This window comes from Actinoplanes couchii (assembly GCF_016862075.1).
Taxonomy (GTDB): domain Bacteria; phylum Actinomycetota; class Actinomycetes; order Mycobacteriales; family Micromonosporaceae; genus Actinoplanes; species Actinoplanes couchii.
In genome coordinates, this window is the sequence record NZ_BOMG01000042.1 from 35,399 (window position 1) to 55,741 (window position 20,343).

The following is a 20,343-nucleotide window of genomic DNA, read 5'->3' on the forward strand; positions in this document are numbered from 1 at the left end:
GGGTCAGAGCTTCTTCGCGGCCTTGAGCTGACCGGCCAGTTCCGCGTAGATCTGCGCGTACGACTTGTACGAGTAGGGCGCCGCCGCGTACCAGTTGTAGACCTGACCGGCCTTGACCGCGGGCAGGTTGGCCCAGGTCGCGACCTTCGCCAGGTCGGCCTTGCCGGCCTCGTAGGTACGGGCGTCGACCAGGATCACGTCGGCGTCGTTGAACTGGGTGGCCTGCTCCCAGCTGAGCTGCGCGAAGACCTCCTTCTTCGGGTTCTCCGGGCTGACCACGTCCAGGCCGGCCTTCTTCAGGGTGTTGCCCTCCGGGAGGTAGAGCGGGTCGGCGACGTACAGGCTGTCGGTGCTCGGCGACATGATCGCCACCTTGAGACCGGACGCCTTGGCGGCCTCACCGATGGCGGCGAGCGCGGCGGTGTACTCGGTCTTGGACGTGGCCAGCGCGGCGCTGCCGGTGTCGGCGCCGAGCTTGCCGGCCAGGTCGACGAAGGTCTCGATGGCGGCGTCGGTGGTCTCGTAGTTGCCGGGCACGGCGGCGGCGGGGGCCAGGCCGAGGATCTTCTCGGACTGGGCGGCCGGGACGTACCAGAGGCTCTTGGCGTCGAACGTGTAGTCGACGAGCAGCTCCGGGTTCATCAGCGCGTACTTCTCGGTGTCGAACTCACCGTAGGTGCTGCCGACCACCGTGATCTTGCTGAGGTCCAGCGAGCCGGCCTGGTAGCTGAGCTTGCCGGAGGCGTCCGGCTTCAGCTCGCCGTAGGCGCCCTTGACCTCGAAACCGGCGTCCAGCAGGGCGGCGGCGACACTGCTCTGGGCGACGACGACGGACGGCGCCTTGTCCAGCTTGATCTCCTTGCCGAGGGCGTCCTTGTACTCGAACGGCCCGGCCGGAGCGGTGGAGGCGGCGCTGTCGGTGGTGGCGGCCTCGGTCCCGCCGCCGCACGCGGTCAGGGCGAACGTCGCGACGAGCGCGACGGCCGTACCGGCAAATTTTTTGATCATGGGGTGGTAGTCCCTTCAGGGGTGTAACGCGGGATGACCAGAGGCGTCTTCGACTCGGGGTCGGTGATGATGCGGCAGGCGAGCCCGAAGACCTCTTCGATGAGTTCGGGAGTGATGATCGTGGTGGGGTCACCCTCGGCCACGATCCGGCCGTCCTTCATGGCCACCAGGTTGGTGGCGTAGCGGGCGGCGAGGTTCAGGTCGTGCAGGACCGCGACCAGCGTGGAGCCGCGTTCGCGGCGCAGCCGGGCGCACAGGTCGAGCACGTCGATCTGGTGCGAGATGTCCAGGTAGGTGGTCGGCTCGTCGAGCAGCAGGATGTCGGTCTCCTGGGCCAGCGCCATCGCCAGCCAGACCCGCTGGCGCTGGCCGCCGGACAGCTCGTGGAAACCCCGGCCGGACAGGTCGGCGGTGTCGGTGAGTTCCAGTGCGGCGTTCACCGCGGCCTGGTCGGCGGGCGACCACTGGCGCAGCAGCGACTGGTGCGGGTACCGGCCGCGGGCGACCAGGTCGGCGACGCTGATCGCCTCCGGCGCGGACTGGGACTGGGGGAGCAGCCCGAGCCGCCGGGCGACCTCCTTGGACGGGTGGTCGTGGATCGATTTGCCGTCCAGGATCACCGCGCCGCCCTGGGGTTTCAGCAGCCGGGCGAGCCCGCGCAGCAGGGTGGACTTGCCGCTGCCGTTGGCGCCGACGATCGCCGTGAACGACCCGTCCGGCACGGTCAGGTCCAGTTCGTGGACGATCTTCCGGCCGTCGTAGCCGAGCGCGACCTGTTCGGCCCGCAGTCGCGAGGTCATGCCCTGCCCTTTCGCCATTCGCGGCCCAGCAGCCACGCGAGATATGCGCCTCCGACGAGGCCGGTGAGTACGCCGACCGGCAGTTGCCGGGGCTGGAACGCTTCCCGGGCCGCCAGGTCGGCGAGCACGAGCAGCAGCGCGCCGGTCAGCCCGGACACGACGAGGTTGGGCCCGGGCGCCCCGGTCAGCCGCTTGGTGACCTGCGGGGCGGTGAGGGCGATGAACTGGATCGGCCCGGCCACGGCGACCGCGCCGGAGGCGAGCAGGACACCGGTGCCGACGGCGAGCAGCCGGGTCCGGTCGGTGGACAGGCCGAAGCTGGCGGACCGTTCGTCGGAGAACTCGCTCAGCGACAGCGGCCGGTGCAGCACCAGGCACAGCACAAATCCGGCCACCAGGATGCCGCCGACCAGGCGGGCCTCGTCCCAGTCCCGGCCGACCAGGTTGCCGACCAGCCACGCCGAGGCGCTCTGCGCGTCGTAGACCTGGGCCCGCACGATCAGCAGCGAGTTCAGCGAGTTCAGTGCCGCGCCGAGGCCGATGCCGACGAGCACCAGCCGCAGCGGGGCGACCCCGCCGCGGGAGGACAGGGCGAACACGATCGCGGCGGTGACCGCGCCGCCGACGACCGCGCCGATCGAGGTGGCGGCCAGGCTGCCCTTGAGGATCAGCAGGACGACGAGGGCGCCGGTGGAGGCGCCGATGCCGAAGCCGACGACGTCCGGGCTGCCCAGCGGGTTCCGGGTGATCGACTGGAAGATGCCGCCGGAGACCCCGAACGCGATGCCGACCAGGGCGGCGACGACCGCCCGGGGCAGCCGCAGCTCGCCGATGATCAGGTTCTCGGCGGGGGTGCCGGAGCCGAACACGGCGGCGACCACCCGGTCCATCGGGAACGCGTTGGTCCCGGCGGAGAGGGTAACGAGCAGCGCCGCGACCAGGAGCACGAGCAGCACCACGCCGACGATCAGGCTGCGATGATTGACCCGTACCGAATAAGGGCCGGCCTTCAGCAAAGTCATGAGGTGGCCGTCAGGGTGCGGCGGCGCACGAGCGCGATGAACAAGGGGGCTCCCAGGATGGCGGTCACCGCGCCGGCCTCGATCTCGGCGCCGCTGGAGACGATCCGGCCGAGGGTGTCGCAGAGGACCATGAAGGCGGCCGCGAGCAGCATCGACAGGGGGACGACCCGGCGCTGGTCGGCGCCGACCAGGATCCGGGCGACGTGCGGTACGGCGAGCCCGACGAAGACGAACGGCCCGGCGACCGAGGTGGCCGCGCCGCAGAGCAGGGTGATCGCGATCGCGGTGGCGACCCGGGCCTTGCCGAGGCCGAGGCCGAGCGCCTTGGAGGTGTCGTCGCCGAACGCGATCGCGTTCAGCGCCCGGGTCACCAGCAGCGCGATCACGATGCCGGCCAGGATCAGCGGCAGGGCCAGCAGCAGCCGGTCCATGCCGCGGTTGACCACCGAGCCGACCACCCAGAACCGCATCTCGTTGTAGCTGTCCTGGTCGCGCATGGACAGCGCGGTGATGTAGGAGAACAGCACCGCGGTGAGCGCGGCCCCGGCCAGGGCGAGCCGGGCCGGGGTGGCCGCCGACCGGGAGCCGCTGCCGAGCAGGTAGACGGCGACCGAAGCGATCGCGGCGCCGGCCAGGCCGAGCCAGGTCTGGGCGAAGCCGTTGGTGACGCCGAAGACGGCGAAGCCGGTGACGACCGCCGCGGCGGCGCCGGCGTTGACGCCGAGCAGGCCGGGGTCGGCGAGCGGGTTGCGGGTGAGTGCCTGCATGAGGGCGCCGGCTCCGCCGAACGCGGCGCCGGCGACCAGGCCGATGATCGTACGTTCGAGGCGGAGTCCACGCACGATGTCGGCGTTGTCGCCGGTCGCGCTGGGCATCAGCGCGTGGATGACGTCCACCGGTGAGATCGACTGCCGGCCCACCATCAGGCTGAGCACCACGACCACACCGAGGACGACCACCGCCCCGGCGAAGACGCCGAGTCTTCTGAGGTGAGAGGGTCGCACGGAGGTAAGGTAAGGCTACCTTTATTTGCTGGTCAACTCGATGTGATCAAGGACGGCCGGTGCTTGCGCTGACTGGCGATCAGGTCCACTGTGGTCGGCACGATCCCGTCGCCCGGCCAGCCCTCCCGATCCCACAGCGACGACCGCCGCAGAGCCTGCCCGCAGTGGACGAAGATCTCCTCGATCCGCACCCGGACCCCGATTCCCGGCCCGGTGGCGAACGACGGCTCTCGTAGCAGGGTGGCCTCGCCGTTGACGCGGACGCACTCTCGCATCCCCGGCACGATGAACAACATCCCGACACGCGGATGCTGCAGGATGTTGCGGAAACTGTCCAGCCGCCGGTTGCCGGGCCGGTCCACGAACGCCAGGTGATGGTCGTCGAGGACCTGCACGCCGCCGGCCGGCTCGCCGCGGGGCGACACATCCATCGATCCGTCGGCGGCGGTCGTGGCGAGCACGAAGAACGTGGACGCCCGCAGGAACCGGGCCGTCTCCGGGTCGATCAGGGTGAGCGCCTTGTCGCGGATCTCGGGATGCGGTGGTGCGACCAGCTCCCGCAGCTCTTCCTCGGTGGTGACGACGTGCTCGGTCACTGGTTCTCCTCGAAGACGTGGTGGCGGCCGATGGGGACGATCATCGGGGTCCGGGAGACCGGGTCCGGCACGATCCGGCAGGGCATCCCGAAGACCTCCTCGACCAGCGAAGCGGTGACGACCGAGCCCGGTTCGCCGGCCACCACGACGGCGCCGTTCTTCATCACGATCAGGTGGTCGGCGTACCGGCAGGCGAGGTTGAGGTCGTGCAGGACCGCGACGATCGTGGTGCCGTCCCGCTGGTTCAGATCGGTCAGCAGGTCGAGCACCTCCACCTGGTGGCTGACGTCCAGATAGGTGGTCGGCTCGTCGAGCAGCAGCACCTTCGTGCGCTGGGCCAGGGCCATCGCGATCCAGACCCGCTGCCGCTGCCCGCCGGACAGCTCGTCGACGGCCCGGCCGGTCAGCTCCAGGGTGCCGGTGGCCTCCAGCGCCTGGGTGACGGCGGCGTCGTCCTCGGCGTTCCACCGCCGGAACAGCCCCTGATGCGGGTGCCGGCCGCGCCCGACCAGGTCACCGACGGTGATGCCGTCCGGTGCGATCGGCCCCTGCGGGAGGATGCCGAGCTTGCGCGCGATCTCCCGGCTCGGGGTCTCGGCCAGGGCGCGGCCGTCCAGCAGCACCGCGCCGGCCAGTGGGGGCAGCAGCCGGGCCAGGCCACGCAGGAACGTCGACTTCCCGCACGCGTTCGGCCCGACGATCATGGTGATCCGCCCGGTCGGCAGCTCGAGGCTGAGGTCGCCGACCACCGTGCGTTCCCCGTACCCGAGGGAGAGGTTCTGGGTCTTCATGCTTTTCCTCCACGGTTGGCCGAGGCGAGCAACCACAGCAGGTAGGGCGCGCCGACCAGGGCGGTGAGCACGCCGGCCGGGAATTGTGTCGCGCCGAGCAGGTGGGCGCCGATGAAGTCGGCGACCAGCACGACCAGGGCGCCGACCAGGGCGGAGGCGGGCAGGGCGGGGCGTCCGCCGCCGACCAGGCGGGCGGCGATCGGGCCGGCGACGAACGCGACGAAGGCGACCGGTCCGGCCGCGGCGGTGGCTGCTCCGGCCAGGAGCACCCCGGTGACCAGCAGTGCGAGACGTGTGGTCTCGACCCGCCAGCCGAGGCCGCGGGCGAGGTCATCGCCCAGTTGCAGGCCGTTCAGAGCACGACCCAGGATCATTGCCGCCGGTACGAGGAACAACAGCTCCGCCGCGAGGGGCTGGACGTGCCCCCAGGTCCGCCCGTTGACGCTGCCGGTCAGCCAGAACAGGGCCTCCTGTGCCACCCGCACGTCGGCCCGGGTCATCAGGAACGACGTGATGCTGGACAGCCCGGCGCCGATCCCGATGCCGACCAGCACGAGCCGGTAACCGCCGACTCCGGACCGCCAGGACAGCAGGTAGATGGCGGTGGCGGTGAGCAGCGCCCCGGTCAGGGCGGCCACCGACACGAAGACGCCGCCGGCTCCGAACACGATGATCGCGGTGACCGCCGCGGTGCTCGCTCCGGCGCTGACGCCGATGACGTCCGGGCTGGCCAGGGGGTTGCGGACCAGGCGCTGGAAGATCGCGCCGGACAGTCCGAAGGCGAGCCCGACCAGCAGCGCGGTCAGCGCGCGGGGCAGCCGGATGGTGTGCACGATGTAGTCGACGGCCGGCAGACCGCTTCCGCTCAGCGACTTGACCACGTCGACCAGCGAGACCCGGAACTCGCCGTAGGAGAGGGTGAGCAGGAACATCGCCACCACCGCGAGCAGTACGCCGGTGGTGGCGGTGGTGGCCCGGCGCTGTTCCGCGCGGCGCTGCGCCGCGACGACGCCGGTCACAGCTCCGCCAGTCGTCGGCGGCGGGCCAGGGCGACGAAGACCGGCGCGCCGATCACCGCGGTCACGATGCCGACCTGGACCTCACCGGGGTGCGCGACGATCCGGCCGAGCACGTCGGCGGACAGGAGCAGGACCGGGGCCAGGATCATCGCGTACGGCAGCAGCCAGCGATGATCGGGACCGGTCACGATCCGGGCCATGTGCGGCACGACCAGGCCGACGAACCCGATCGGGCCGGCCATCGCGGTCGCCGCCCCGCACAGCAGCACCACCGCGGCCCCGCAGAGCAGCCGTCCGGCGGTCACGTTCTGTCCCCAGGAGACGGCGACGTCGTCACCCATCCCCAGAGCGTTCAGCACCCGGGCGCTGGCCAGCGCGAGCACCGCCCCGATCAGCAGGAACGGCGCCGCCTGCACGGCCACCTCGGCACCCCGCCCGGCCAGCGACCCGACCTGCCAGAGCCGGAACTCCTCGAACGTGTCGGCGTCGGTGAGCAGCACCGCGGTGGTCGCCGCTCCGAGCACGGCGGAGAGCGCGGCCCCGGACAGCGCGATCTTGACCGGGGTGGCGCCGCCGGAGCCCATCGCGCCGATCAGGTAGACCAGCACCGCGGCTCCGGCCGCCCCGGCGAAGCTGAACCAGACGTAGCCGATCAGGTCGGTCAGGCCGAAGACGCTGATGCCGATCACCACGAACAGGGCGGCGCCCGCATTCACGCCGAGAATGCCGGGATCGGCCAGCGGGTTGCGGGTGACACCCTGCACCACGGCGCCGGCCAGGCCGAGGGCCATGCCGGCGATCAGGCCGATCACGGTACGGGGAACGCGTACCTCACTGACGATGAGGTGTTCGGGAAGTGCCGGCTCGTGGTGGGTCAGGGCCGCCCAGATCGTCTCGGGCGGCAGCCCGCGGGAGCCGACGGTGACACTGAGCACCACGACTCCCGCGAGCGTCAGGACCAGCAGCACGAACCCGATGGCGCGCTTGTTCAACTGCCGGCGGCGGTGGCGAACAGCGGCACGGCCTTGTCGATCGCGTGCCGCAGGCCGAGGACCGAGGCGCTGGCGAACGCGGTGGAGATGGTCTTGTCCTCGAGGTAGACCAAGTGCCCGGCCTTCACCGACGGGATCGCCTGGAACAGCTTGTCGTCCAGCAGGGTCTGCTTGGTCGTGCCGATCATGAAGACCACGTTCAGGTCCGCGTCCAGCAGGTTCAGCTGCTCGGCGGAGATCTGTACCGAGAAGTTCTCCCCCTTGATCTTCTCCAGCTCCGGGGCGCCCACAAAACCGAGCTTCTCCATGAACTCCGACCGGTTGCTGTTCACGTACGCGCCGTATCCGGTCTTGGTCCGGCTGATCAGCGAGACGGTCTTGCCGGCGAACTGCGGGTTCGCCGCGGCCGCGTCGGCGAACCGCTTGTCCAGGTCGGTCTTGAGCGCCTCGGCCTCGGCGGTCTTCCCGAGCGCCTTGCCGACCAGGTCCAGCTGCTCGGTCCAGGTGGTCAGGTACGACGCGCGGCCGGCCGGCATGCCGACCACCGGGACACCGAGACCCTTGAGCAGGTCCTGGCGCTCCTGCTTGCCGCTGGAGCGGGTGTCCAGGATGAGGTCCGGCTGCAGGGCGGCGACCTGCTCCATGTCGACCTCGAGGGTGCCGAGGATCTTCGGCGGGGTGGTGTAGAGACCCTGCGCCCACACCCCCTGGCCGTCACCCTCGAACGCCAGCCAGTCGGAGGCGCCGACCGGCTGCACCCCGAGGGCGAGCGCGGTCTCGGCGTCGCTCCAGCCCAGGGCCACCACCCGCTGCGGCTGCTTCTCGATGGTGACGTCACCGAACGCGGTGGTGACGGTGACCGGGAACTGCGCGGACGACGTGCCGGTGCTGCTGTCGGTGGTGGTCGTCTCGGTGCCCGTGGTGGTGCAACCGGCGACCGCCAGCAGAACCGCGCCGGCACATGCGGCGAGCCAGCGCCGTCGGGACGTATACATGAAAATCTCCCAGGAGGTTAGGTTAGGCCTACCTAACCCCGGCGGTGCACCGGCGATCAAACCAGTGGGAACCACATCACACGGCATTCTTTTGCTGAAAGTGGGAAACCGCAGGTGACCGGCACCTACGTTGATGCGGTGAAGGACCACTCGGCGGCGGTGCTCGCGGTGATCTCCGAGGCGTACGTCGCGGCCACCGTCGAGGGCCGGGTCGTGCAGTGGAACCCGGCCGCCGAGGCGACCTTCGGCTGGAGCCGCGAGCAGGCGATCGGTGGCGACGTCGCCCGGCTGATCATCCCGGAGCGGCACCGGGACATGTACCGGGAGGCGCTGCGGCGGATCGCCGGCGGCGACCCGGGACGCCTGCTGGAACGGCGGCTGCAGTTCACCGCGCTGCACCGGGACGGCCACGAACTGCCCGTCGAGACCACCCTGACCGTCACCGGCGAGATCGTGCACGCGCTCGCCCGGGACGTGTCGGCGACCCTGCGCGGCAGCCGGTTCACCGTCGTCGAGGCGGCCGTCCTGCGCGGGCTGGCGGAGGCCACGAGCAGCGACGACGCGGCCGTGCGGGTGGTCGGGGCGCTGGGCGTACGGATGGGATGGCCGGTCTCCGAACTGTGGCTCTTCGACGCCGACCGGCAGATGATGACCTGCATCGCCCGCCACAACCGGGCCGGCCGGGACCTGACCGGGTTCGCGCTCGCCGAGATGGAACCGCACGCCGGGCTGCCCGGCGCGGTCTACCGGGACGGCCGGGCGCACTGGATCCCGGACGTGGCCGCCGCCCCGTCGTCGCCGCGCCGGCGGGCCGCCGCCCGGATCGGCCTGCGGGCCGCGGTCGGGGCGCCGATCCGCAGCGGATCCCAGGTGCTCGGCGCGCTCTGCGTCTTCGGCGACCGGGCCGAACCCTCCGACGCCACCCTGATCAGCCTGCTCTCCGGGCTGGCCGCGCACGTCGGGCAGTACCTGGAACGGCGCCGGGCCGAGGAGCTCGCCATCGACCTGGCGCGCACCAAGGACGAGTTCCTCACCATGGTCACGCACGAGCTGCGCAACCCGCTCGCGGTCATCCTCGGCACCGTCGCCCTGCTCGACGACGACCTCGAACCGGCCGAACGGCACGACCACCTGCGGATCATCGGCAGCAGCGCGGAACGGCTCAGCACGATGGCCGACGACCTGCTGGACCTGGCCCGGCTGGAGTCCGGCAGCCTGGAGATCCACCCGGCCGATCTGGACCTGGCCGGGCTGCTGCACGACAGCATCGCCACCGCCCGGATCGCGGCCGGCACGAAGGACCTCACCGTCCGGGCCGACCTGCCGTTCCGGCTGCCGCTCTGCGGTGACCCGGACCGGCTGCGCCAGGTGGCCGACAACCTGATCGGCAACGCGGTCAAATACACCCCGGAGGGCGGCACGATCACCGTCACCGCGGCCGCCGACGCCGCCCGGCCCGGCTGGGTGAGCTGGACGGTGGCCGACACCGGCATCGGGATCCCGGCGGGGGAGCGGTCCCGGCTGTTCCGCCGCTTCTACCGGGCATCGACCGCGGTGGCCGCCAAGATCCCCGGAACCGGGCTGGGCCTGGTCGTCACCCGCACCATCATCGAACGCCACCACGGCACGATCGCGGTGGCCGACACCGCCGGGCCCGGCACCACGTTCGTGGTCCGGCTGCCCCGGAGCGGATAGCTCGTTCACAGGAGATGTGCAGGTAGCGCCCGTATCTTCGGCCGGGAAGGGGACCGGTGACGGCCGCCGGCCCGGAAGCGGGAGACGACTGTTTTCATGGGCGGCATCACCGATTGGGTCACCGAGTGGGTTTTTCGTCTGGTCGATGCGCTGGGCGAGGTCGGCGTCGGGCTGCTGCTCTTCCTGGAGACGGTGATCCCGCCGATTCCCTCCGAGCTGATCCTGCCGCTGGCCGGATTCCACGCCCGCAGCGGTGATCTGAACCTGGTCCTGGTCTGGATCACCGCCACCATCGGCGCGGTCGCCGGCGCGGTGGTGTTGTATTACGTGGGAGCCCTGCTCGGGTACGACCGGTTGCACCAGCTCGCCGGGAAACGCTGGTTCGTGCTCGCCACCCGCGCCGACGTGGAGCGGGGCTACGCCCTGTTCGAGAAGTACGGCACCTGGCTGGTCCTGGTCGCCCGCTGTGTCCCGATCGTGCGCAGCCTGATCTCGCTGCCCGCCGGTGTCGCCCGGATGTCGCTGACCAAGTTCATCGCGTTCACCACGGTCGGCTCCGGCATCTGGAACGCGGCGCTGATCGGCGCCGGCTGGGCGCTCGCCGACAACTGGGACAGTGTCGAGGGATACCTCAGCCCGTTCAGCAAGATCGTGCTGGCGCTCGGTGTCTCGTTCGTGATCTTCCTGGTGGTGCGGCGGGTGCTGGCCCGCAAACGCGCCCGGGCCGAGGGTGTCGACCCGGCCGAGGCCGACGTGGACGGGCACCAGGCCGCCGACTTCGACGGCCTGGGCAGCCCGAACCACTATCCGACCCAGCGGCACCCGGCCCGCGGCACGGCCCGGGTGACCGACCACCACCACTGATCCGCCCGGCCCGGCCGTCGGCCGCGTCAGAGAGTGGTGATCAGGCCTCCGTCGATCACCAGGTCGGCGCCGGTGAGGTTGGTGGCCCGGTCGCTCGCCAGCAGCAGGACCAGGTCGGCGACCTCGTCCGGCTCGGTGAAGCGGCCGGTCACCGAACCCGCGGCGACCTGGTCGGCCACCGCCTCGGGCTTGCCGCCGGCCGCCTGCGCCACGGTGGCGGCCACCCCGTCCGGGCCCAGCCACAGACCGGTGGAGACCGGGCCGGGGCTCACCGTGGTCACCCGGATCCGGTGCGGGGCCAGCTCCTTCGACAGGGCCTTGCTGAAGTTGCCGAGGGCGGCCTTGGCAGCGCTGTAGTCGATCACCAGCGGGTCGGGCAGGCGGGCGTTCACCGAGTTGACGGTCACGATCGCGGCGTGACCGCTGTCGATCAGGTGGGGGACGGCGGCTCTGGTCGTGCGTACCGCCGCAAGGAAGTTGATCGTCAGGGTCTCGGCCCAGTCGGCGTCGGTGACCGAGAGGAAACCGCCGGTCCGGGGCCGCACCGCGCCGACGTTGTTGACCAGGATGTCCAGGCCACCGAGGGTGGTGACGGCGGTCTCGACCAGCCGGCCCGGACCGTCCGGATCGGCCAGATCGACGGGCACCGGATGCACGGCGGCCCGGGCGGCCAGGTCGGACAGTTCGGTGGTCACCGTGCGGGCGCCGGCCACGACGGCGACACCCTCGGCGGCCAGCGCCCGGGTGATCGCCAGGCCGATGCCCTTGCTGGCGCCGGTGACCAGGGCCCGGCGGCCGTTCAGATGCAGGTCCATGATCAGAGGTTCTGCCGCTTCAGCCAGGTCAGAACGCTGTCGGCGACCTCGCGCCAGCCGCTGTCCACGGTCAGCGAGTGCGCCCGGTCCTCGAACTCCAGGATGTCGGTGACCGCTTCGGAATGCCGGTACTGCTTGAGCGTCGCCCGGGTCACCGCCTCCGGAACGGTGTGATCCCGACCACCCATGATCAGCAGCAGCGGGCCGCGGTGGTCGTTGGCGGTGTCCACCTTCGCCGGCGAGTGCGGGTCGAAGTTGGCGGCGGCGGCCTCGAACAGCGGCTTGCCCGGCGACGGGACCGCCCACTTCTCGTGCAGCTCGTCCGACTCCTGCTCGGTGATCGCGTTGCCGAAGCCGTACCGGAACTGCTCGGCGGTCAGCGAGACCGCGCGGTTGCGGTTAGCCGGGTTCTTGAACACCGGGAAGGTCACCCGCAGCGACGACAACGGCAGCGGCAGCACCCCCTTGATCTGCGCGGCGTCGATCGCGACGGCGGCCGCCGCCAGGTCCTGGCCGAGCAGCTTCTGGGCGATCATGCCGCCGAACGAGTGACCGATCAGGATCGGCTTGCTGTCCCACTGGCCGATGATCTTCGTGTAGTGGGCGACCACGTCGTCGATGCCGTGACCGGCTACACCGTCCGGGTTCTCGCGGGCCCCCTGGACGGTGTCCGGTTCACCGGGCCAGCCCGGCGCCGACGTGCGGTAGCCGGCGCCCTCGAACAGATCCGTCCAGTTCGCCCAGGAGGTGGCGTGCAGCCAGAGGCCGTGGATGAAGAGCACGTGCGGGTTCGTCATGCCCGAAACGTAGGCGCGGACCGGCCCGCTCCGCGTACGTCAGATGACGGTATCGCGCAGGTCCGCGCGCGACGTCACGCCCAGTTTCGGGAAGATCCGGTGCAGATGGGTGCTGACCGTCCGGTGTGACAGGTAGAGGCGCTGGCCGATCTCCCGGTTGGTCAGGCCCTCCGCCGCCATCTGCGCGATCTGCAGCTCCTGCGGGGTCAGCCGGTCCCGGGCGTCGGGGGCCCGGCCCCGGCTCGTCTCACCGGCGGCCCGCAACTCGGCGCGCGCCCGGTCACCCCACGGGGTCAGCCCCATCGCGTCGAAACTGTCCCGGGCCGCCCGCAGCGGAGCCCGGGACTCGGCCGGCCGCCGCTGACGGCGCAGCCACTCGCCGTACCCCAGCTGGGCCCGGGCCCCCGGGAACGGCCACGACCCGGCGGCCAGCGCCTCGCCGAAGTCGCCGGTCAGCATTGCCCGCGCGTGCCGCAGCCCGCTGTGCAGCGCCGGCGACGGGGTGCGCCGCCCGACCGCCGTCATCTCGGCGATCACCCCGCTGACCGATTCCGGTCGCCCGCTGCGGACCGCGGCCTCGGCCAGATCACCTACCGCGTTGCACCGGATGGCCCGGTGGTACGCCGGATCCGCCGGATCGAACACCCGCTGCAACTCGTCCAGCGCGTCCTCGTTGCGGCCGTCGGCCAGGGCCGCCGAACCGCGCGCGATCTGCACCGCGGCCAGCACGGCGTGCGCCGCCCCCGGCAGGGCCGCCCGCTCCGCCTCGGCGGCCAGCCGGTACGCCTCGTCCTGCTCCCCGCGCAGCGCCGCCAGCGTCGCCCGGGCGGTCTGCGCGGTCGCCGCGACCAACGGCTGCGATGTGTCCCGGGCCAGCCGGTACGCCTCGTCGGCCGCCGGGATCGCCACCCCCAGATCGACCAGCTGGGCACAACTGCGCGCGTGCAACGTCAGCGCCCGGGCCAGCAGCGCCAGCCGCCCCTGCGCGCGCAGCCCGGCCAGCGAACCGGCGAAGAACCCGGCGGCCAGGTCGAACGCGCCGACCGCATGGGCGGCGTTACCCAGCATCCGGGCCGCCCGGCCACTGTGCGACGACTGCCGGCGCAACGCGTCCAGCACGATCCGGCCGTGCTCGATCGGCGAGGCGAAAGCCAGCACCATCAGCAGCCGGGGATCGTCGCCGTCCACCGGCACCCGTTCGGCGGCGGCGACCACACTCTGCCGGGCCTCCACACCCGGTTCGGTCCACCAGCAGCGCAGGGCCGCGCCGTACAGCAGGTTCAGCGCCAGATGCGGGTCGTCGGCGGCGGCCCGCTCGGCGATCCGGGCCAGCGACCAGGCCGCCCGGGTCCGCCCCAGCACACCGTCGTCGAAACTGTCCCGGATCCACGCGATCCGCCACTGCTGCCGCTCGGACAACAGCCCGGCCCGATCAGTTTCGGCCAGCAGCCGGGTGACGGTCTCGCTCTGCCCCAGCTCGAACGCGAGCTCGGCGGCCCGCAGCAGCCGCTCACCCCGCCGGTCCGGATCCGCACTCAGCCGCGCCGCCCGTTCCATCGCGGCGGCCGCGGCGGCCACCCCACCCCGCCGTTGCGCCCGCCCCGCCGCCACCTCGAGTTCGGTGGCGACCGCTTCGTCCGGCCGGTCGGTGGCCGCAGCCCGATGCCAGACCCGCCGATCCTCGAATTCCACCACCAGGGCCAGAGCCGCGTGGGTACGCCTACGCAACCCGACCCCGGCCCGCCCGTGCACCGCCGACCGCATCAGCGGATGCAGAAACCGAACCTGCTCGCCGTCGACCTCGACGAGCCGTGCCGTGACGGCCGGCTCCAGGTCGTCGGCGGTCCGGTCCTGCCCGGTCATCAGGCCCGCGGCGGTCATCGTCTCGGCCAGCGACTCGCTGTCGTTGAGGGCCGCCACCAGCAGCATGTCCCGGGTCGCCGGGGGCAGCGCGGTCATCCGGTCGGCGAACGCACGCTCGAGCCGGGCGGTCAGCGGCAGGCCCGCCGCCGGGTCGGCGCTGGTGCCGGCGCCGAGACCGGCGGGTAGTTCCACCAGGGCGAGCGGGTTGCCGGCGGCCTCGCGCAGCACCCGTTCGCGGGTCTCCGGCGGCAGGCCCGGGCTGCGGTCGTCGACGACCCGCTCGGCCGCGGACCGGTCCAGCCGGGTCAGGGCCAGCTCGGGCAGGCCGCTGCCGGTGAACGGCCCGGGGAACCCGTCGCGCAGCGCCGCCAGCAGCAGCACCGGCTCGAACTCCAGCCGCCGGGCGACGAAGACCAGGACGTCCGCGCTGGCCCGGTCCAGCCACTGGGCGTCCTCGACCAGGACGAGTAGCGGCCGGTGCGCGGCGGCCTCGGCCAGCAGCCCCAGCGTGGCGAGGGCGACCAGGAACAGTTCGGGTTCGGTGGATCCGGCGGGCGATTCGGCGGGCGTTCCAGTGGGGGAGAGGCCGAACGCGGTGTGCACGGCGTCCTGCTGCGGCCGGGGTAGCCGGTCGGCGTGGTCGATGACCGGTCGCAACAGCCGGTAGAGCCCGGCGAACGCGAGCTGGGCCTCGCTCTGCACCCCACCGGTGGCCAGCACCCGCATGCCCCGGCCCCCGGCCAGCCGCCCGGCCTCGGTGAGCAGGGCGGACTTGCCGATCCCGGCCTCACCGCAGACCACGGTGGCGCCGCCGCCGTCGCCGGTCCGGGCGACGAGCCCACCGAGGAGCTGGATCTCGTTCTCCCGACCGATCAGTAGCACCGGGACATCATGGCAAATCGCCGGTGGATCGATGGATTCGCGTCTATGGTGTCGAGCGGCCCTCCAATAGCAAAGGAACTTTACTGATGGCTGTGACCGACGCCCCGCCCGTGCGCCTGTGGAACCGCAACTTCACCCTCTACTTCACCGCCCGCATCATGTCGGTGCTGGGCGACACGATGGTCCCGGTCGCCCTGGCGGTCACGATGCTCGCCCTCGGCTACGGCGTGAGCGGCATCGGCTACGCCCTGGGCGCCTGGATGGGGGCGTTCGCGCTGTTCGTCGTGTTCGGCGGGGTGTTCGCGGACCGCTTCCACCCCCGGCCCCAGATGATCGGGGCGGACGTGGTCCGCGCGGTGGTCCAGCTGGCCGTGGCCGCCTGGATCTGGACGGGTCACACCCCGCTGTGGTTCCTGATCGGCACCTCGCTGGCCGGCGGGGTCGCGACGGCCATGTTCCAGCCCGGCCTGAACAGCCTGGTGCCGCAGGTCTCCACCGACGTGCAGAAGGCCAACGGGGTGGTCCGGGTCAGCCAGGGCCTGGCCACCATGGCCGGACCGGCGATCGGCGGTGTCCTGGTCGCCACCACCTCGCCGGCGGTGGCGTTCACCGTCGACGCGGCCACCTTCGTGATCAGCGGGATCTGCCTGGCCGCGCTGCGCCTGCCCGCGTTCACCGTGGACCGGTCCGGGTCGATGCTGGCGAACCTGCGGTTCGGCTGGGACGACTTCCGGTCCCGGTCCTGGCTGTGGGCGGTGATCCTGATCTGGTGGGTGCTCGGCGTCTTCGTCTGGGGACCGATCACCCCGGTCGGCGCGGTGTCGATCATCGGGGAGCACGGCAAGGCCGCGTTCGGGTACGCCGAGGCGGCGTTCGGGGCGGGCTCGGTGCTCGGCGCGCTGGCCGCCATCCGGATCCGGGCCACCCGCCCGCTGCTGGCCGGGGGCATCGCGATGTTCCTGTTCCCGCTGATGCCGCTGGCCGCCGCGCTCACCCCGGCCGTCCCGCTGCTGCTGCTCGGTTACGCGATCAGCGGACTGGGCTGGGCGTTCTGGGGCGTGCAGTGGGCCACCACGATCCAGACCCGGATCCCGGCCGACCGGCTCAACCGGGTCTCCGCGTACGAGATCGCCGGGTCCATCCTGGCCGTCCCGCTCGGCCAGGTCGTCTCCGGCCCGGCCACCCACCTGCTCGGCGTCCGGCCGCTGTTGCTGCTGGCGACGGTGATGAGCCTCGGCTGTGCCATCGCCCTGCTGGCGGTGGCCCCGATCCGGCGGCTGCGCGCCGCCGACGCGCACTGAATCTTGGGAGAACACCGGCGTGGGCCAGGCCCGGGCCTGCCGTCCCGCTCTGTGACTTCGGCCGCTGTCACAGGGTCCTGTCAGGCTCCGGCGGATAGTTTCGCCGCGTGACGCTCACCGACTCGCCGGCCCCGACGCCACCCTCGCCGTCCGCGAAACCCCCGGCCAGACGCCGGACCGGGGTGACCGTCGTGCTCTGGCTCCTGGTGGTGCCCGGAGCGCTCTGGTTCCTCGGGCGGGCGTTCGGGCTGGAGCGCGGCGCGCTGATCATGCTGTTCGCGGGCACCCCGTTCGTCGCCGCCTGGACCCTGATCCCGTTCCTCGCGGCGCTGGTGGCCCGGCGCTGGGCCACCGCGATCGTGGCCGGGATCGTCGCGGCCGGGATGGCCGTCTGCGTGCTGCCGCGGGCGCTGCCGGACCGGGACCAGGGCCCCACCGAGGGTGTCGCGCTGCGGGTGCTGACCATCAACACGCTGTACGGGGAGGCCGACGCCGCCCAGATCGTCCAGCTGGTCCGCGACGGTGACGTGGGCGTGCTCGCCGTGCAGGAGTTCACCCCGCGCGGCGAGTCGGCGCTGAAGGCCGCCGGGATCGGCGACCTGTTGCCGCACCAGCAGCTGACCGCGGCCCGCGACGCCGGGGGATCGGGGCTCTACTCCCGCTATCCGATGCTGACCCGGTCGACCCGGGACAACGACGGCGGATTCCAGCAGGCCACCGCCACCATCCAGCCGGACGGCGCGGCGCCGGTCTACCTGGAGTCGGTGCACCCCCTGGCACCGGCCGGCCCGGACATGTACGACGGCTGGCGCTCCGACATCCGCGAGCAGCCGGCCGCCGGTGGCGACGGACCGGCGAAGATCCTGCTCGGCGACTTCAACGCCACCCTGGACCACGGGGTGCTGCGGGACCTGATCGACACCGGTTACCGGGACGCGGCGTCCACCGTCGGCAAGGGCCTGGTGCCGAGCTGGCCCGCCTTCAACGGCTCCCGCGGCCTGGTCACCATCGACCACGTGCTGGTCGACGAGCGGATCGGGGTCCGCGACGTCGAGGTGCACAGCGTGACCGACTCCGATCACCGGGCGATCTTCGCCTCGCTGGTCCTCCCGGCTGGTTCTTAGGGGTTTTGGGCGGGACCGGCTGCAGCCCGCCCCGCCCAAAAAGCTCAGCTGTTGTGCGGGCGGCGGGCCACTGCCAGTAGATGGGTGGTCGGCCAGTCCAGCGGCTGCCCGTCGAGGTCCATCAGGTCGGCGACCGGGGCGATCCGGTTGTCGATCACCCAGTCGTTGCGGATCGGGGCGGACGCCGGATCCAGCTCGAAACCGACCTCGGCGAGCAGCTCGGCCCACTCGGCGAAGGACAGGCCGCAGAACTGCTCCTTCGTCTCGGACAGCCAGTTGTCCACGTAGTCCTTGCGGGTCAGGAAGTCCATCGCCGGGCCCAGCTCGATCCGGACCATCCCCTGCTCCGGGGCCTCGAACGTGAACGGGAACGCGAAATCGACGGCGAACTGGTCCAGCCGGGCCCGGGTGGAGAGGCCACTCACGTACTCGCGAACCGCCTCTGCATCGAGGTCCGCGAGGTCGTGCCGGGGCTGGGCCGGATTGTCGCCGTCGTCGTCGGCCAGCCATATCAGCACCTGCCGGCCGCGGTCGTCCGGGCCGCACACGTCGCTGTTGATCCAGACGCCGCCGGGCGCGGTGTGGTCGAAGATCCGGCGGGCGAACTGGAGCAACGACTCCCGGCGACTGCCGTACGACCAGATCTCGTGGGTCAGGGCGAACGTCAGGGTGGTGTCCACCGAACGGTCCGCGAAGATCGCGCCGCCGAGGACGTTGCGCTGGTAGAAGTACACGTTGGCGTTGTGGAACACGCCCTGCGCCTTCTTGTGCAGGCACTCCTGGTAAAGGTGCCGGGCCACCTCGACGCCGATCAGGTCGCTCTCGTGCAGGCCCGGCTCGCGGTCGGCCAGCTCCAGCAGCGAGCCGGCGCCGCAGCCGATGTCGACGATCCGGCCCGGGCGGACGTGCCGGCGGACCGCTGTCCACTTACGCTCGGCGGCGTCGGCGAAGGCCTCCACGTACGTCCGGTAGTCGCGGGTCGCGGTCAGCCCGCCCTCGTCACCGACCAGCGGATCGTTGACCACCGTGCGGACCTGGTCGACCAGCCGGTACCGCTGGTAGACGTCGATCGTCGCCGGATGCGCCAGCTCACGCCACGACTCGTCACCGGCGGCCAGCCGCAGCAGCACGTCGAACGGCCGCTCCGGCGTCACCGGCAGCAGCGGCTCGGCCTCGGCCAGGGCGATCGGGAAGCCGAGCAGCTCGTACAGTTTCGCCACCTCGGGCGTCGAACACGCCACCACGGTGTCGGCCGGGGTCAGCTCGATGCCGGTGGCCACCGCGATGCTCTTCAGCGTGACCTCGGCGAACGCGTCGGTGGGCGCGGTGTCGAAGACCGGCACGACAAGCGACCGCAGCCCGCTGACCAGGCTGAACCGTTCGATGGCGGCTTCCCGGCGGTGGTACGGCACCGGATTACGCCTGGTGTTGTCGTGGTTGGCCGACGTGACCGCCCAGACGATGGTGGCCTCGGTCGCGGCGGCGAGCCGGTGCAGGTACTCCGCCTGGAAGCGGGTCAGCAGATGGTGGCGCCCGGGAAACAGCACGTAACGTTCGATGATCCTCACCCCGCCATGATCATACTGACCAACTGCCGGGCACTCTTCTTAGAATCATCACCATGGGTATCGACTTCGCCCCATCGAGCAGATCGGGCTTGGGGATCGAGTGGGAGGTCGCCTGCGTGGACCGGCGCAGCGGCGAACTCACCGCGGCCGCACCGGAACTGCTCGCCCGGCTCGGGCCGGCCGACGGTTACCCGCATGTGACCGGGGAACTGCTCACCAACACCGTCGAGATCGTCAGCGCACCGCACCGCCGGGTCCGCGACGCCGTCACCGACCTGACCCGCCTCGCCGAACGGGTCGCCGCCGTCGCCGAACCACGCGGTGTCGACCTGATCTCCTCCGGCACCCACCCGTTCAGCCAGTGGTTCCGGCAGCAGGTGACCCCGGGCAAACCACGCTACGACACCCTGATCGACCGTACCCGATGGTGGGGCCGGCAGATGATGATCTGGGGCGTGCACGTCCACGTCGGTGTCGAGGACCGCCGCAAGGTGTTGCCGATCATCGACGGGCTGCTCACCTACCTGCCGCACTTCCAGGCCCTCAGCGCGTCCAGCCCGTTCTGGGCGGGCGAGACCACCGGGTACGCCTCCAACCGGGCCCTGATGTTCCAGCAGCTCCCGACGGCCGGGCTGCCGCCGCAGTTCCGGGACTGGGCCGAGTTCGAGGCGATGGTCGCCGACCTGAAGCACACCGGCGTGATCGAGGAGCTGAACGAGCTGCGCTGGGACATCCGGCCGTCCCCGTCCTGGGGCACGATCGAGGTGCGCACCTTCGACGGCATCCCCACCACCCGGGAGATCGCGTCGCTCGCCGCGCTGACCCAGTGTCTGGTCGAACTCCTCTCCCGGGAACTCGACGCGGGCCGCGAGGTGCCCCGGCTCCAGCCCTGGTTCGTCCGGGAGAACAAGTGGCGGGCCGCCCGGTACGGGATGGACGCGATCATCATCCAGAACGCGGCCGGCGACGAACAGCTGGTCACCAAGGACCTCGACGACCTGCTGCGGCGCCTGGCCCCGATCGCGGCGGACCTGGACTGCACCGCCGAGCTGGAGTCGCTGCGCGACATCGTCACCCACGGTGCCAGCTACCAGCGTCAGCTGCGCACCGCCGAGGCCAACGACGGCAGCCTGAAGGCGGTGGTGTCCTCCCTGGTCCGCGAACTGCACGAGGACGAGTTCAGCTGACCAGCACCGCCGCGGGATAT

The 20,343-nt window shown here is 71.7% G+C and carries 18 protein-coding genes; 5 read left to right on the forward strand and 13 right to left on the reverse strand.

All coding sequences use genetic code 11. The annotated features are described in order from the left end of the window. Positions 1–3: 3 nt before the first annotated feature. From Aco03nite_RS14880 to Aco03nite_RS14920, 9 genes are read right to left on the reverse strand one after another with little or no spacing between them, the layout of a single operon-like run. Positions 4–1,008 carry an ABC transporter substrate-binding protein gene (locus tag Aco03nite_RS14880; RefSeq protein ID WP_203795684.1) on the reverse strand — a complete coding sequence of 335 codons (1,005 nt, stop codon included), beginning with the start codon at positions 1,006–1,008 and terminating at the stop codon, positions 4–6. Next, positions 1,005–1,808, reverse strand: a complete 804-nt coding sequence (locus Aco03nite_RS14885) for an ABC transporter ATP-binding protein (protein WP_203795685.1) — start codon at positions 1,806–1,808, stop codon at positions 1,005–1,007. Before Aco03nite_RS14885 ends, Aco03nite_RS14880 begins: the two co-directional genes overlap by 4 nt. After that, entirely contained in the window at positions 1,805–2,830 is a 1,026-nt protein-coding gene (locus Aco03nite_RS14890) for a FecCD family ABC transporter permease (protein WP_203795686.1), read from the reverse strand. Before Aco03nite_RS14890 ends, Aco03nite_RS14885 begins: the two co-directional genes overlap by 4 nt. Continuing rightward, positions 2,827–3,834: a FecCD family ABC transporter permease gene (locus tag Aco03nite_RS14895; RefSeq protein ID WP_239145171.1), complete on the reverse strand. Its 1,008-nt coding sequence runs from the start codon at positions 3,832–3,834 to the stop codon at positions 2,827–2,829. Before Aco03nite_RS14895 ends, Aco03nite_RS14890 begins: the two co-directional genes overlap by 4 nt. Before the next feature lie 32 nt (positions 3,835–3,866). After that, positions 3,867–4,430, reverse strand: coding sequence for an MSMEG_1061 family FMN-dependent PPOX-type flavoprotein (locus tag Aco03nite_RS14900; protein WP_203795687.1), 564 nt, complete (start codon positions 4,428–4,430; stop codon positions 3,867–3,869). Beyond that, positions 4,427–5,221 carry an ABC transporter ATP-binding protein gene (locus Aco03nite_RS14905; protein WP_203795688.1) on the reverse strand — a complete coding sequence of 265 codons (795 nt, stop codon included), beginning with the start codon at positions 5,219–5,221 and terminating at the stop codon, positions 4,427–4,429. The genes Aco03nite_RS14900 and Aco03nite_RS14905 overlap by 4 nt, the downstream gene beginning before the upstream one ends. Next, positions 5,218–6,240, reverse strand: a complete 1,023-nt coding sequence (locus Aco03nite_RS14910; protein WP_239145172.1) for a FecCD family ABC transporter permease — start codon at positions 6,238–6,240, stop codon at positions 5,218–5,220. The genes Aco03nite_RS14905 and Aco03nite_RS14910 overlap by 4 nt, the downstream gene beginning before the upstream one ends. Beyond that, a complete protein-coding gene (locus Aco03nite_RS14915) occupies positions 6,237–7,232 on the reverse strand; it encodes a FecCD family ABC transporter permease (protein WP_239145173.1) in 996 nt (331 codons plus the stop codon). The genes Aco03nite_RS14910 and Aco03nite_RS14915 overlap by 4 nt, the downstream gene beginning before the upstream one ends. Further along, entirely contained in the window at positions 7,229–8,227 is a 999-nt protein-coding gene (locus Aco03nite_RS14920) for an iron-siderophore ABC transporter substrate-binding protein (protein WP_203795689.1), read from the reverse strand. Before Aco03nite_RS14920 ends, Aco03nite_RS14915 begins: the two co-directional genes overlap by 4 nt. Before the next feature lie 114 nt (positions 8,228–8,341). On the opposite strand from Aco03nite_RS14920, the gene Aco03nite_RS14925 reads away from it, so the two are divergent. Both Aco03nite_RS14925 and Aco03nite_RS14930 read left to right on the forward strand, forming a co-directional pair. Further along, positions 8,342–9,922 carry a sensor histidine kinase gene (locus tag Aco03nite_RS14925; RefSeq protein ID WP_203795690.1) on the forward strand — a complete coding sequence of 527 codons (1,581 nt, stop codon included), beginning with the start codon at positions 8,342–8,344 and terminating at the stop codon, positions 9,920–9,922. A 96-nt stretch (positions 9,923–10,018) separates the two neighbouring features. Beyond that, the gene (locus Aco03nite_RS14930; protein WP_203795691.1) at positions 10,019–10,786 is read left to right on the forward strand and encodes a DedA family protein; all 768 of its coding nucleotides are present in this window, start codon (positions 10,019–10,021) and stop codon (positions 10,784–10,786) included. 26 nt (positions 10,787–10,812) lie between these two features. Here the strand turns inward: Aco03nite_RS14930 and Aco03nite_RS14935 are convergent, their stop codons facing one another. Genes Aco03nite_RS14935 through Aco03nite_RS14945 form a run of 3 tightly spaced genes read right to left on the reverse strand, consistent with a single transcriptional unit; the run spans position 10,813 to position 15,143 of the window. Beyond that, positions 10,813–11,601, reverse strand: a complete 789-nt coding sequence (locus Aco03nite_RS14935; RefSeq protein WP_203795692.1) for an oxidoreductase — start codon at positions 11,599–11,601, stop codon at positions 10,813–10,815. A gap of 2 nt (positions 11,602–11,603) precedes the next feature. Beyond that, on the reverse strand, positions 11,604–12,398 hold the full coding sequence (locus Aco03nite_RS14940; protein WP_203795693.1) for an alpha/beta hydrolase: 795 nt from the start codon (positions 12,396–12,398) through the stop codon (positions 11,604–11,606). A gap of 39 nt (positions 12,399–12,437) precedes the next feature. Then, positions 12,438–15,143, reverse strand: a complete 2,706-nt coding sequence (locus Aco03nite_RS14945; RefSeq protein ID WP_239145174.1) for an ATP-binding protein — start codon at positions 15,141–15,143, stop codon at positions 12,438–12,440. Between the two features lie 86 nt (positions 15,144–15,229). Between Aco03nite_RS14945 and Aco03nite_RS14950 the strand changes: the two genes are divergently transcribed. Next, positions 15,230–16,444, forward strand: coding sequence for an MFS transporter (locus tag Aco03nite_RS14950; protein ID WP_203795694.1), 1,215 nt, complete (start codon positions 15,230–15,232; stop codon positions 16,442–16,444). Positions 16,445–16,551: 107 nt separating this feature from the next. Then, positions 16,552–17,568: an endonuclease/exonuclease/phosphatase family protein gene (locus tag Aco03nite_RS14955; RefSeq protein ID WP_239145175.1), complete on the forward strand. Its 1,017-nt coding sequence runs from the start codon at positions 16,552–16,554 to the stop codon at positions 17,566–17,568. Between the two features lie 44 nt (positions 17,569–17,612). Here the strand turns inward: Aco03nite_RS14955 and Aco03nite_RS14960 are convergent, their stop codons facing one another. Next, positions 17,613–19,136: a class I SAM-dependent methyltransferase gene (locus Aco03nite_RS14960; RefSeq protein ID WP_203795695.1), complete on the reverse strand. Its 1,524-nt coding sequence runs from the start codon at positions 19,134–19,136 to the stop codon at positions 17,613–17,615. 53 nt (positions 19,137–19,189) lie between these two features. Between Aco03nite_RS14960 and Aco03nite_RS14965 the strand changes: the two genes are divergently transcribed. After that, positions 19,190–20,323: a glutamate--cysteine ligase gene (locus Aco03nite_RS14965; RefSeq protein ID WP_203795696.1), complete on the forward strand. Its 1,134-nt coding sequence runs from the start codon at positions 19,190–19,192 to the stop codon at positions 20,321–20,323. The last annotated feature ends 20 nt before the right edge of the window (positions 20,324–20,343 follow it).

Bases quoted from the DNA above. Each gene is read 5' to 3' on its own strand.
- Aco03nite_RS14880 (WP_203795684.1), bottom strand. From the start codon at position 1,008: ATGATCAAAAAATTTGCCGGTACGGCCGTCGCGCTCGTCGCGACGTTC.
- Aco03nite_RS14885 (WP_203795685.1), bottom strand. From the start codon at position 1,808: ATGACCTCGCGACTGCGGGCCGAACAGGTCGCGCTCGGCTACGACGGC.
- Aco03nite_RS14890 (WP_203795686.1), bottom strand. From the start codon at position 2,830: ATGACTTTGCTGAAGGCCGGCCCTTATTCGGTACGGGTCAATCATCGC.
- Aco03nite_RS14905 (WP_203795688.1), bottom strand. From the start codon at position 5,221: ATGAAGACCCAGAACCTCTCCCTCGGGTACGGGGAACGCACGGTGGTC.
- Aco03nite_RS14920 (WP_203795689.1), bottom strand. From the start codon at position 8,227: ATGTATACGTCCCGACGGCGCTGGCTCGCCGCATGTGCCGGCGCGGTT.
- Aco03nite_RS14930 (WP_203795691.1), top strand. From the start codon at position 10,019: ATGGGCGGCATCACCGATTGGGTCACCGAGTGGGTTTTTCGTCTGGTC.
- Aco03nite_RS14935 (WP_203795692.1), bottom strand. From the start codon at position 11,601: ATGGACCTGCATCTGAACGGCCGCCGGGCCCTGGTCACCGGCGCCAGC.
- Aco03nite_RS14940 (WP_203795693.1), bottom strand. From the start codon at position 12,398: ATGACGAACCCGCACGTGCTCTTCATCCACGGCCTCTGGCTGCACGCC.
- Aco03nite_RS14950 (WP_203795694.1), top strand. From the start codon at position 15,230: ATGGCTGTGACCGACGCCCCGCCCGTGCGCCTGTGGAACCGCAACTTC.
- Aco03nite_RS14965 (WP_203795696.1), top strand. From the start codon at position 19,190: ATGGGTATCGACTTCGCCCCATCGAGCAGATCGGGCTTGGGGATCGAG.